Source organism: Arthrobacter sp. R3-55 (assembly GCF_054161505.1).
In genome coordinates, this window is the sequence record NZ_CP096423.1 from 668,603 (window position 1) to 680,651 (window position 12,049).

At 63.6% G+C, this 12,049-nt stretch carries 14 protein-coding genes; 8 read left to right on the plus strand and 6 right to left on the minus strand.

The genetic code is table 11. From position 1 onward, the window contains the following. The first annotated feature begins 81 nt into the window (after positions 1-81). The 4 genes from M1D51_RS03235 to M1D51_RS03250 all read left to right on the plus strand — a co-directional run bounded on the left by M1D51_RS03235 (position 82) and on the right by M1D51_RS03250 (position 2,569). On the plus strand, positions 82-480 hold the full coding sequence (locus M1D51_RS03235; RefSeq protein WP_458107041.1) for a helix-turn-helix domain-containing protein: 399 nt from the start codon (positions 82-84) through the stop codon (positions 478-480). Then, positions 477-1,331 (plus strand): IS3 family transposase, encoded by an 855-nt coding sequence (locus tag M1D51_RS03240; RefSeq protein ID WP_458107040.1) that lies wholly within the window; start codon positions 477-479, stop codon positions 1,329-1,331. Before M1D51_RS03235 ends, M1D51_RS03240 begins: the two co-directional genes overlap by 4 nt. A 299-nt stretch (positions 1,332-1,630) precedes the next feature. Beyond that, positions 1,631-2,080 carry an SRPBCC family protein gene (locus tag M1D51_RS03245; protein WP_458108507.1) on the plus strand — a complete coding sequence of 150 codons (450 nt, stop codon included), beginning with the start codon at positions 1,631-1,633 and terminating at the stop codon, positions 2,078-2,080. Between the two features lie 87 nt (positions 2,081-2,167). Next, positions 2,168-2,569, plus strand: coding sequence for a YccF domain-containing protein (locus M1D51_RS03250; RefSeq protein ID WP_011776159.1), 402 nt, complete (start codon positions 2,168-2,170; stop codon positions 2,567-2,569). Positions 2,570-2,582: 13 nt separating this feature from the next. Here the strand turns inward: M1D51_RS03250 and M1D51_RS03255 are convergent, their stop codons facing one another. The 4 genes from M1D51_RS03255 to M1D51_RS03270 all read right to left on the minus strand — a co-directional run bounded on the left by M1D51_RS03255 (position 2,583) and on the right by M1D51_RS03270 (position 7,433). Continuing rightward, a complete protein-coding gene (locus M1D51_RS03255; RefSeq protein ID WP_458108508.1) occupies positions 2,583-4,280 on the minus strand; it encodes a sialidase family protein in 1,698 nt (565 codons plus the stop codon). Positions 4,281-4,290: 10 nt separating this feature from the next. Further along, entirely contained in the window at positions 4,291-5,046 is a 756-nt protein-coding gene (locus M1D51_RS03260; protein ID WP_458109537.1) for a 2-phosphosulfolactate phosphatase, read from the minus strand. A 50-nt stretch (positions 5,047-5,096) separates the two neighbouring features. Continuing rightward, positions 5,097-5,966, minus strand: coding sequence for a DUF4031 domain-containing protein (locus tag M1D51_RS03265; RefSeq protein WP_458108509.1), 870 nt, complete (start codon positions 5,964-5,966; stop codon positions 5,097-5,099). Between the two features lie 132 nt (positions 5,967-6,098). Further along, complete coding sequence (locus M1D51_RS03270) at positions 6,099-7,433, minus strand: FAD-binding oxidoreductase (protein ID WP_458108510.1); 1,335 nt, start codon at positions 7,431-7,433, stop codon at positions 6,099-6,101. Between the two features lie 336 nt (positions 7,434-7,769). On the opposite strand from M1D51_RS03270, the gene M1D51_RS03275 reads away from it, so the two are divergent. From M1D51_RS03275 to M1D51_RS03290, 4 genes are read left to right on the plus strand one after another with little or no spacing between them, the layout of a single operon-like run. Beyond that, entirely contained in the window at positions 7,770-8,180 is a 411-nt protein-coding gene (locus tag M1D51_RS03275; protein ID WP_172323120.1) for a TOBE domain-containing protein, read from the plus strand. Continuing rightward, on the plus strand, positions 8,177-8,983 hold the full coding sequence (gene modA / locus M1D51_RS03280) for a molybdate ABC transporter substrate-binding protein (RefSeq protein ID WP_458108511.1): 807 nt from the start codon (positions 8,177-8,179) through the stop codon (positions 8,981-8,983). Before M1D51_RS03275 ends, modA begins: the two co-directional genes overlap by 4 nt. 12 nt (positions 8,984-8,995) lie before the next feature. Next, positions 8,996-9,811 carry an ABC transporter permease gene (locus M1D51_RS03285; RefSeq protein WP_458108512.1) on the plus strand — a complete coding sequence of 272 codons (816 nt, stop codon included), beginning with the start codon at positions 8,996-8,998 and terminating at the stop codon, positions 9,809-9,811. Beyond that, complete coding sequence (locus tag M1D51_RS03290) at positions 9,808-10,902, plus strand: sulfate/molybdate ABC transporter ATP-binding protein (protein ID WP_458108513.1); 1,095 nt, start codon at positions 9,808-9,810, stop codon at positions 10,900-10,902. The genes M1D51_RS03285 and M1D51_RS03290 overlap by 4 nt, the downstream gene beginning before the upstream one ends. A gap of 24 nt (positions 10,903-10,926) precedes the next feature. Here M1D51_RS03290 and M1D51_RS03295 read toward each other — a convergent pair whose 3' ends face one another. Then, complete coding sequence (locus tag M1D51_RS03295) at positions 10,927-11,544, minus strand: MSMEG_1061 family FMN-dependent PPOX-type flavoprotein (RefSeq protein WP_458108514.1); 618 nt, start codon at positions 11,542-11,544, stop codon at positions 10,927-10,929. Positions 11,545-11,648: 104 nt separating this feature from the next. Then, on the minus strand, positions 11,649-11,984 hold the full coding sequence (locus M1D51_RS03300) for a hypothetical protein (RefSeq protein WP_458108515.1): 336 nt from the start codon (positions 11,982-11,984) through the stop codon (positions 11,649-11,651). Positions 11,985-12,049 lie beyond the last annotated feature (65 nt).

Sequence of the window (12,049 nt, forward strand, 5' to 3'; positions counted from 1 at the left end):
GCGGCCCGGTACTTGGATGCGCCGCCTGTGCCGGTCAGGGGACTGTATGGGTTATGGAGGATTCATGGGCGAGGAGTGTTGGTGACCAAGGCGCCGAAGTCATACTCTTTCGAGGTCAAGCTGGCGCTGGTGCAGCGGTTCCTGGCGGGCGAAACCGGGCCGGACTTGGCTGTTGAAGCGGGCCTGTCTTCACGTCAACTGCTGCAGAAATGGGTCAGGGCTTATCGATTGGCGGGTGAGGATGGGTTGCGGCCAAAACGCAACGGCACGCCAGCGAAGCCGAAGGTCGCACCTTCTCGGGAACCCGGGGCCGTGCCCTCGCGGAAGCCTGGTGCCGTGCCGTCCGTGAAGTCCGGGGCAGCTCCGCGGTCTGCGGAGGTTTCGGAGCTTGAGCAACTGCGTCGGGAGAACGAACTGTTGCGGGCTGAGGTGGCCTACTTGGGAAAATTGCGGGCCTTGAGGGCTCAGGAACGACGGTGAAGGTTCAAGCCCTCGTTGCTCTCAAGGCTGATTACCCGCTCCCGGTTCTGCTGCGGGTCGCGGGGCTGGCCCGCTCGACGTTCTTCTACCATCAGGCCCGGCTCCTGTCCCCGGACCCGAAGGAAGCTCTCAAGAGCGCCATCACAACGATCTTCACGACCAACCACGGCCGTTACGGACATCGCCGCATCCACACCGAGCTGGTGAAGCACGGCTGGACGGTGGCGAAGAAGACCGTGCTGAAACTGATGCGCGCCCTGGCCCTGCGCTGCAAGGTTCGGCAGCGGAAACGCTATAACTCCTACCAAGGCGAACAGGGCGTGATTGCACCGAACCTGCTGAACCGGGAATTCGACGCCGATGCTCCGAACCAGAAGTGGGTCACCGACGTCACCGAGTTCCGCGTCGGGGACCGGAAGCTCTACCTTTCACCCGTCATGGACCTTTTCGACCGGCAAATCATCTCCTATTCCATCGGTAACTCCCCGAACCTGGAACTGGCCAACACCTCGCTGCGTCAGGCCATCACCTGCCTGGAACCGGGTCAAAAACCGTTGGTGCACTCGGACCAAGGTTTCCAATACCAGCACGTGTTCTGGCGGCAACTGCTCAGCGAAGCCGGCGCCACCCAGTCAATGTCCCGCAAGGGCAACTGCTACGACAACGCGGTCATGGAGAACTTCTTCGGACATCTCAAGGAAGAACTCTTCCACCACGTCCGGTTTCTCAGCACCGACGCCCTGGCAACAGCACTGCACGAGTACATCCGCTGGTACAACAACGAAAGGATCTCCACCAAACTCGAAGGCCAGAGCCCGGTCCAATACCGGGCCCAGACCCTCGCAGCCTAAAATCCCAATAGCCAGTCCAACAATCGGGGACCAGTTCATCCCTTGGGTTTTCTGGCGATCCTCTCTCACGTCCCGTTGGGATGTGGGAGAGGGATGGTGGAAACCTACGGTTTAGTGGGAGAGGGATGGTGGGATCCGGCGGGGATGTGGGAGAGGGATGGTGGGATCCGGCGGGGATGTGGGAGAGGGATGGTGGGATCCGGCGGGGATGTGGGAGAGCGTCTGGCTGTCACTGGCACCCCATAGAATCGCTTCCAACATCCCGATTCACCGGAAACCACGAAAACCAGGAGTCAAGCATGAGCACAGAACACTTCACCCTGACCATGAGCCGTGAGTTTGACGCCCCTCGCGAGAGAGTTTTCGACGCTTGGATGGATCCGGACAAGCTCGCACAGTGGTTTGGCCCCGTGGAGGTGGAGGCGCCCCGCGAGAAAATCATTGTTGAGCCGCGGGTGGGCGGCATCTGGCAGGTGGTCATGGTGTGGTCGGATGAGAACGGCGAGCAGGAAGCACCCATCGAAGCTGTGATCTCGGAGCTGGAACCCCCGGTCCTCCTGGTCGCCAAAGCCAAGGCCGCTCCGGACGCCGACCACGAATTCGAGGAAATGCGCTTGGAATTCGAAGACCTCAACGGCCGCACGCGCATGAATGTCACGCAGGGCCCTTTCGAATCCCAGGAGTGGGTGGACATGACCCGTGACGGCTGGGGAACTTCGTTTGACAAGCTGGATGAGCTCCTGGCTTAGCGGGCAGTGGAACGCCGGATTAGTTAAGGGAAGATTCAGGGCAGACCCCTAGGCTTTTTGTCAGCCCCACAGTGGAGAATGGGGACTATGAAAACGCTCCTTAACATCATCTGGCTTGTCTTCGGTGGGTTCTGGCTGGCTTTGGGTTACTTCGCGGCCGGCATTATTTGCTGCGTGCTCATTGTGACCATCCCGTGGGGCATCGCGTCGTTCCGGATCGGTGCCTACTGCCTGTGGCCCTTCGGTCAAATGGTGGTGGAGAAGCCGGGCGGTGCAGGGGTGTTCGCTCTCCTCGGCAACGTGATCTGGCTGCTCGTTGCGGGTATCTGGATCGCGATCGGCCACGTGGTCACCGCCTTTGCCATGGCCATCACCATCATTGGGATCCCGCTGGCCATCGCCAACCTGAAGCTGATCCCGGTGTCCTTGATGCCGCTGGGCAAGCAGATTGTGCCGACCAACCAGCCGTTCGTCAGCACCTACCGCTAGGAAGCACCTACCGCTAAGAGGTCTCCACGGCACCGGTGCGCAGATCGAAACTGAACCGTCGCACCACACGCACGGCCCCGCCGTCGGCCTCCAGCGTGAACGCGACTTCCAGCGTGCTCCGGTCAAGATCCTCGGCTGTGACGGTGCAGGTAGGCGTGAAGTACAGGAGGTGCTCGCCCGGCAGCAGGTTTGCGGGCGGAAAATCGGCATGGTTGGCGTGCGGTCCGTGAAGTACGACGCCGGTCATCGCCCGGGTGCCGCAGTTGCGGACCCGCCCGGTGAACGCGAGGATGTCCCCGGCTTTGTAGCCGGAAATGATAGGTCCGTAGTTGAGGTCTTGGGCTTCACGGGTGCCGAGGACCTGGTTTCCGGCGTAGCCTTGGCCGATTTCCTTCCACGTTTGCACGTCCCACTGGCCGTCGCTGGTAGACGGAACCACATGGGATTCACCTGCGTTCTGCCATGCGACAGGACGGCCGGGGGTGATGGATCGCAGTTCCATGTCGAAAACCACGTCGCCGGATTCCGCGCCAGCCCGGCAATTGGAGGAAAGGCCTGCCCCATCAGCAGATCCAGACCCTCCCAACTGATTCGTCAACTGCTCCGCAGGGATGGACGCGAACACGATCTCCCGGTAGCCCTGCCGCTCATACAACACCCCGATGTTCCCGTCAGGCAAGCGAGTCACCGTGGAATAGGCCGAACTTCCGGGGCACACCACCAGCTTGGCCGGCCAGGTGGCGCCGTTGTCGGGCGAGAGGCTGAGTACCGTGTTCCGGCGCAGGTGCGGGTCCTGGTTGTTGCTGGCGATCAGCCAACGGGATGTGCCGGGTTCCGAGAATGGCATGCCCGGCTGCCCGTCAAAGCGGGTCAGGGAGCCGTTATCGCTGGGATCGGGGAGATCTTCAACCGGCTGAAGCGGGCTCCACGACAACCCGCCGTCCTCCGAGATTGACCAAAGGCGGCACGGCGTCGCCCGGGAATGAAGCAGGAGCCGGCCGTCGTCCAGGCACACCACCTTGTTTTCGTTGGGACCGATCCCGGATGGGCCATCACCGATCAGTTCTCCCAAAACCCAGGTGTCACCGTGGTCGTCACTGAACGCCGAGGCGGCCATGATGGTCCCCTCCACGAGAACTACGTACTGCTGAACCAGCCTGCCCTTGAACGGTCCGGTGTGGACCTGGATTCCTTGTCCTGCCGCCGCGAACAGGCCGCTGATTCCGGGGTGAGCCGACTTGAGCTGTGCGGTGAGCCGACGATGCTGCCAAGTGTCGCCGTCGTCGTCTGAGTAGCTGACGTCCGCGTGCTGGATATCGTCGTCCGGCGCGAGACCGGGGACGGCCTCGAAGAAGCCGGCGTGGGTTCCGGCCGCGTGGAACATGAAGATGCGTCCGGTCCGGGCGTCCACCAGCAGGCTGGGATCACCGAATCCCTGCAGTCCGGTCCCTGTCCGAACCACTTGCTGTGGACCCCAGGTCTTTCCGTTGTCCTTGCTGCGGCGCAGGAGGAGGTCGATGGGATTGGGGAGGTCGTCCAGGTTGGGCCGGCCGTCGTAGGCAGCCAGCAGGGTGCCCCGCATACTGACGGCGAGCGCAGGGATGCGGTACTGGCGGTAGCCGCCGACGCCACGGACTGCCAGGACGTGTTCGAGGTCGGGGACCGCCAGGGGCAGCTCTGGGCTCGCATCGGCATGGAGGTAGGAGGTCATACCTCCTAGTCTAGGGCGTCTGAAATGCCCCGTTCAGCAGCAATGCCACCACGGAACTGCCATCCAGTTCCGCTGCAATAGTGACGTCCTCGGCATAACCGGCGTCGATCAATTCCCGGCCGCTGGAGCAACTGCGCAACATTTCTGTCAGCCGGGGTCTGGCGGCGCCGAACGAAACGGCAGCCATCTCAGCTTCGGGAGAAAGGCCGCGTCGCCCGGCATTTGCCAGGCCGGCAATGAACGCGCCCGCACCGAGTTGATCCTCCAACGACGGCCGCAACGCTCCGTCCGTCCATTTTTCACCTGCTGCGATCACGGCTATCACGGCGTTTTCGGGCAGGGTGGCGTGGACCCAGCGGGCCGTTGCGGCGGCGTTTCGGAGTGAGACAGCCACTACCTTGGATGCCGAAGCCGCGAGCTCATGGCTGATTGTTGAACCGTTGGGGGAGGGGAGGACCACGCGCTCCAGCGTGCCCGCAGTGCGGAGGCTGGAAGGGGAAAGGCTCAAGCCCCCGGTGTTCCTCGGCCCGGCCAGCAAAGCCTGATGATGAGCCGCAAAATCAATCGCTGATGCGTCCCGATGAGGATAGGGAAACACCATCGCCCCGCGCTCAACCGCAACATTGACGCACGTGGTGAAGGACAGGACGTCAACCACCACCGCGAGGTCGGCTCCGGGAACTACCGCGCGGGCGCCGTCGAGCCCCCATTCAAACCGGACCGCGAACGGAAGTTGTCGCTGCGGCACACCCGGCTCGCCGGGCACATCACGCTCGCCGGGCACACCAGGCTCGCCCGGCTCGCCCGGGGAACCGCTCACGCGAGTTCCGCCGCGAGGTTGCGCCGCGCGGCGTCGAGCCAGAGCCCTTTGGCTCGTTCCCCATGGAACAGCGGGTCCAGGCCAAGGAGGTGACGCACGACGGCGGCGCGACCCTTCGCGAAGTCGTCGTCGCTGACGTGGGCGTAGTCTTCGCGGACGGCGGCCAGGTAGCGCGCATAGGCTTGCTGGTCGCCGCCGAGGACTGAGAGGTCCGCGTTGCAGAGGAGCGCCCCGGCATGGTCATCCGCTTCCGGGGAGTGGCTGGAGGTGAGCCGGACGAGCCGGGCTACCTCAGTCACGTCGGCAGGGGCGAGGCCCGCGGCCGTGAGTCGGTCCTCCGCCAGGATAGCCGAGTCTTCCTCATCCTGGCCGGCCACACCTTCGTAGACGGCGTCGTGGAACCATGCTGCCAAGGAGACGGTCCGGGCAGGTACCGCGGGTTCGGTCAGGACGTCGAGGGCCTCGAGAACTGCCAAAAGGTGGGTGCGGCTATGGTACTTCCTGCCGTCCTCACCCCAGCGTTCCAACAGTTCCAACCCCAACTCCTCGTGGCCGGGGAGAGTGCTGTTCCACCGCTCCATCAACGGGACCGTGAGGGCTTTGCTCCGTTCGCGCGCCGGGATCCGAAGGCCGCTTGCAATGAGTTTGCGGACCAGGATGCGGGCCTCGACGGGTATGGCACCGGCGAGGACGAGGTCATCGTAGCGGCGTTCCGGGACGTCGTAGTGGTCGCCGTCGAATGCCCTGTCCGGGACACCGGCAGCGGCGGCGAATGCATGAAGCTCATCCAGTGATGAATCCGATACCAAGTGCGAAAAAACGGTCCCGTGTGCGGGCCATAGGGGCGGATCAATGTAGACGGCCATTGCCAAAGTGTAGTCCCAAGTGATCCTTCCCAGTTGCCGGCCATCGGGACGTCTACCGCCGTGCTGCCGCCCCGGAAATCCGGGCTTCACTGTCCGAACTGTTCACGGCAACTGGGAAGGAGCGTGGGGATCTCAGTGCTGGGCGGGCAGGATGTTCTGGTTTCCGCGGAACACGTTGTCGGGATCGAACTCGCGCTTGACCAGGGAGAGCCTGCGATAGTTCTGCTCTCCGTAGGCCGCCATGATCCTGTCCTGGCCTTCGTCGCCGATGAAGTTCAGCCACACCCCTCCCGTGGTGTGCGGGGCAATATCCTGGCGGAACTGCTTGACCCAGGCTTTGGCTTCCTTGCCGCCCTCCGGCGTTTCAGCCAGGCCGAAGGGGTGACTAACCCATGCTGCGCCACGATGCTGCAACGGTGTGTTCGCGGCAGCGGGCCCGCCCACTGCCCCTCCCCAGCGTGCCACCAGTTGTTGGGAGTTCGGTCCGGGAAGCCGCTGCGCCGAGTCCACCAGAAGATCCAGCGCATCATCAGAGAGCTCATTGTGGTAGTCGGCACTCCAGTAGTTGTAGAGATCCGGAGGGTCGTCGATCATGCACTGGAAGTCCGCATAACCCATGGGGGAGACCAGGTCCACGGCGGGTCCCAACTCTTTGAACGGCCGGGCATGTTCTTCGCCCGACTCAACGTCTCCCGCGTAGAGGTAGGCCATGCCGACGGCCAGTTTGCCCACCATGTCTTCGGGAATGAACTGTTCCGGAGGGGCGGTGAGGTACACCAGCGCTGTGCCGACGGCGTCGGGAGCGTCAAGGGCAATCTGCCGGTAGGCACGGGACACGTCAGCGGCATCCCCGCCCGGGAACAGCATCAGGCCGGCCATGACTGTTGGCCCAAGATCGTGCAGTTTGAAGGTCAAGGAAGTCGCGACACCGAAGTTGCCTCCGCCGCCGTGGAGTCCCCAGAACAGCTCCGGGTTCTCTCCCGGACTGGCGGTCACCCGATCCCCGGACGCTGTGACAAGGTCCACGGAGAGCAGGTTGTCGCAGGCGAAACCGTAGGAGCGCTCCAGCCATCCCGAGCCCCCGCCCAACGTAAATCCGGAAACACCTGTGGTTGAGGCGCGGCCGCCGGTAACGGCCAGGCCGTATTGCTGGGTTGCCCGGTCGAACTCGCCCCACGTGAGTCCGGCACCTGCGGTGGCAGTCTTCGCTTCGGTGTTGATGCTGATGGACTTCATGGGACGGACGTCGATCACCAGCCCGTCGTCGTTGGTGGACATGCCCGCCACGGAATGCCCGCCGGATCTCACTGAAACGTCCAGGTTGTGGTTGTGCGCATAGCTGAGGGCTTCAGCCACTTCGGCGGGATCGGAGCATTTGGCGATGACAGCCGGTTTGCGGTCGATCATCGCATTGAAGAGTTTCCGGGCCTCGTCATAGCTGGGGTTGTCCGGACGAATCCATTCCATGGGACGCTCCTTCGCGCCTAAGACTCTCTCCCTAGTACAGGGTACGGCGGCGGGTCCGTCGGGGCTAGAGCCCGGGGCGCCCCGATGACGAAGAGTGCGACGACGGCGGCGCACCACTTCGCGCTCACCGCACCAGTGCTTACGGTGGCCTCGCGCGGGTAACGGTGCTCCCGTGACGCCAAACGGGTGCGCCGGGCGCCAAAGGGTGCAGCACCCCGGCCCACTACCTCCCCATCGCTGTGCTGGTTGCGCCGGAGCCGAGGGCGTGCCCAGTAATAATTGAATTGCGAAGAAATCAGCCCCATCCAGACGCATTTACGGAACTACACTGAGCCCATGCCGCAAATACGAATCTCCGAGGCCGCCCGCTTCCTGGGTGTCAGTGACGACACCGTCAGGCGCTGGACCGAGAACGGAACGCTGACCGCGCAGAAGGATCCGGCCGGGCGACTTGCCGTGGATGGCCTGGAACTCGCAACGCTTGCCCGCGACCAGTCCCATCTCCCGGATGACCCTGCCCGGGTTGGAAGTTCGGCCCGGAACCGCTTCGTTGGCTTGGTCACGGGGATCACTGCGGACAAGGTCATGGCGCAAGTGGAGCTTCAATGCGGCCCTTTCCGGGTGGTGTCACTCATGAGCAGTGAAGCCGTGCGCGAGCTCGGGCTGGAGCTCGGATCGGTAGCCACCGCTGTAGTCAAGGCCACCACAGTCATCATCGAGACTCCGCAGGGAAAGAGCATCATATGAGCATCACCGGTCATCGACTCAGACTCATGGCACTGTTGCTTGCCGGCGTTCTCTCAGCGGGCCTCGCAGGCTGTGCAGCGGACGCTTCAACACCTGCGGCCCCCTCAGCCGGTGCCTCGTACCCGCTGTCCGGCGAGATCACTGTTTTCGCAGCGGCGTCCCTGAAAACGACCTTCACTCAATTGGCCCAGGACTTTGAGGCCAAGAACCCCGGAACCAAGGTCAATCTGAGCTTCGCCGGTTCCTCGGACTTGGTCACGCAGATTTCGCAGGGCGCCCCCGCGGACGTGTTCGCCTCCGCCGACACCAAGAACATGACCAAGCTTGCCGACGCCCGGCTCGTGGAAGGCACTGCCGTCAACTTTGCCACCAACGTCCTGGAGATCGCCGTCCCACCCGGCAATCCAGCGTCGATCTCTTCTTTTGCTGACCTGGCCAAACCCGGTGTCAAGGTGGTGACCTGCGCCAGCCAGGTTCCTTGCGGAGCGGCCACTGAGGCTGTTGAAAAGGCCTCCGGAACTACCCTGAGCCCCGTCAGTGAGGAATCGTCCGTGACCGATGTCCTGGGCAAAGTCACCTCCCAGGAAGCCGACGCGGGGCTGGTCTACGTCACGGATATCAAGGGAGCGGGCAGCAAGGTAAAGGGCATCCCCTTCCCGGAATCGGACAAGGCCGTCAACACCTACCCGATTGCCACCGTTGGCACCAGCAAGAAGAAGGAGCTGGCTGCTGCCTTCATTGCCATGGTCACGGGTGACGACGGCAGGAAGATCCTTGCCGACGCCGGCTTCGGCACGCCGTAACCGGAGATCGTGATGAAACGCATCGGCTCCGGCTACCACGGCATCCCGTCGTGGGTCTTTGTCATCGCCGGCGTCGGGGGATTGCTGGTGGTCCTTCCACTGGTGGCGATGCTGGCCAAGGTCAACTGGCCGCAGTTCATTCCCCTCATCACCTCCGAATCCTCGCTGGCAGCGCTGGGCCTGAGTTTGCGGACCTCGGCTGCAAGTACTGTGCTCTGCATCGTGCTGGGAGTGCCCCTGGCCTTGGTACTGGCCCGCGGCGAGTTCCCCGGACAGCGGTTGCTCAGGGCTTTTGTCCTGTTGCCGCTGGTTCTTCCTCCGGTGGTCGGGGGCATTGCCCTCCTGTACACCTTCGGGCGGCAGGGCCTCTTGGGTAAGTCATTGGAGGCCGCGGGGATCCAGATTGCGTTTTCCACTACGGCCGTGGTCCTGGCCCAGACCTTTGTGGCCCTGCCGTTCCTTGTGGTCAGTCTTGAAGGGGCGCTGCGATCCGCCGGAAACAAGTACGAAGCGGTGGCGGCCACGCTTGGAGCCCGGCCCACAACAGTCCTTCGTCGTGTCACCCTTCCACTGGTTTTGCCAGGGCTGGCGTCCGGTGCTGTTTTGTCCTTCGCGCGCAGTCTGGGCGAGTTTGGTGCCACGCTGACCTTCGCGGGAAGCCTGGAGGGGGTAACCCGGACGTTGCCGCTGGAAATCTATCTGCAGCGTGAGACCGACGCCGATGCCGCCGTTGCGTTGTCCTTGGTCCTGGTGGCGGTAGCAGTTGCCGTGGTGGGGCTCAGTTACGGTCGCACGCAGCGCAACAAGCCCGTGGAGGTCCAGCCATGAGCTTCGAATTCCAGGCCAGCCTCGCCGCCAGAAACTTCCACATGTCCCTCAATCTCAGCGACGGCGAGACCGTTGCCATCCTGGGGCCCAACGGGGCCGGGAAGTCGACACTTCTGGGGGTCATCGCCGGCCTGCTGCGGCCCGACTCCGGCAAGGCGACCATGGGCGGGGCGACGAACGGGAACAGCAACAGGACCTTGTTCAACCTCGACGGCGGCACTCGCCTGTGGAGCCCGCCGCACCTCAGGGGGACTGCCTTGCTGGCGCAGGACGCGCTCCTGTTTCCCCATCTGAATGCCTTGGACAACGTTGCCTTCGGTCCGCGCAGCGCGGGGGCTTCGAAGAGGGCGGCCCGGGAAACGGCGCAGCACTGGCTGACGGAAGTGGAGGCGTTGCCCTTGGCCGGCCGCAAACCGGCTCAATTATCCGGCGGTCAGGCGCAGCGGGTTGCCGTGGCGCGGGCCCTTGCTGCTGCGCCGGAATTACTACTCCTGGACGAGCCCATGGCAGCGTTGGACATCCACGCAGCCCCGCTGTTGCGCCGTGTTCTCAAACGGGTGCTGCAGGATCGCAAAGCCATCATCGTGACGCACGACGTCCTGGATGCCTACATGTTGGCCGACCGCGTCATTGTGGTCGAAAGCGGCAGCATCGCAGAAGAAGGCCCCACCCGACGTGTCCTCGAACGGCCCAGAAGCCACTTTGCCGCTGGGTTGGCCGGGCTGAACCTGGTCACCGGCACCCTCACCAGCGAGGGAATCACGACGCCGGATGGCCGGGTCTTCGCCGGCAGACACGATCCCGAGTGGTCACCCTTGCCCGGTCAGGCAGGCGTGGCCGCTTTCCCGCCGTCGAGCGTTTCCGTCTTTCCGGGCGAGGTGCACGGAAGTCCCCGCAACTCCTTCCCTGTGGTCATCACGGACCTCGAGCCGCACGGCGACCAGATCCGTGTGCGTGCACGCTCCGGTGGGTCGGAACAGGCCCTCTCGGCTGACATCACCCCTGCGGCCTCCGCCGATCTGGGCCTGGTGCCGGGCATGGACGTGAGGTTCGTGGTCAAGTCCGCGCTGGTCTCGGTGTACCCCTCCTGAGATCCGCTGCCTGTCGGGTGCCGGTCAATCCTTGTACATCCTCTCGGCGTAGGACGGTCCGTAGTAGGACTCCAGGTCTGCCAGCGGTGTCTCGGGTTGGGTGTAGGTCCGTGCCAGGGTCGCGATGCTGGGCAGGCCTTCCGGATCCCAGGTTTCGGGCTGCCACAAGCCACTCCGCATGAAAGCCTTGCCGCAATGGGTAAACACTTCCTCTACGGAAACCACCACGGCTGCGCGGGGCCGGTGCCCCTTGACCACCATGTGATCGAAGAAGTCTGCGTCCCGGATAATCTGTGCCGTGCCGTTGATCCGCAGGGTGTCCGTCCGGCCCGGGACGACCGACAAGATGCCGACGTTCGGGTTCTCGAGGATGTTGTGGAAGCCGAAGGCCAGCCGGTTTCCGGGGCGCTCCGGGATGGCAACAGTGTGCTCATCCAGGACGTGGATGAATCCAGCAGGGTCTCCCTTGGGCGAGGCGTCTACCCGGCCCAGCGCATCGGTAGTCGAAAGCACGCAAAAGGGACTGGCTGCCAGCCACTGGCGATCGAAATCGCTGAGTGAAGTACGGACCTTCTTCCGCACGCGGTCAAGGGGGAGTCCTATGAGGTCTTCGAGTTCTTCCGGGCTTGAAATGGTATCCATGGGCCACAGCCTACGGGTGTTTTTTGCCCTGCGGAGCGTCTGCAACCGTTCCCGCCTTCCGCGCCCATGAGTACGGTCGCGGCAGGCGGGAACTGGTGCGATACCTACATCTCGGGGATGTCCAGTGCCTCATAAACCTGGATGGACGCTCCCGGCATCATCAGATGTGGATGCCCTTCAAGGAGTGCCAACGCGGCGTCCATGCTGTCGGCTTGAAGGATGGTGTAACCGGCTACGTCGGCGGCCGAATCCGAGACTCCGGAAGTGCCGATCTCTTTACCCCCACCCAGGGGCGTGCCAAGGTCGACAATGCCGTCGCCCGCCTTTTCCGCCCAGTCCATCCAGACCTTCATGCCTTCCGCCGCCGACTCCGGTGAGCTGTCCTGCATCGCCGATTCTGCGGACTGAGGAGCAGTGTAAAGCACCATGTACTTTGTCATGTCGGTTCCTTTTTTCGAAGTTTTGCCGGGCCTGTGGGAAGGCCGTTCCGCCCGGTCACAGCCTG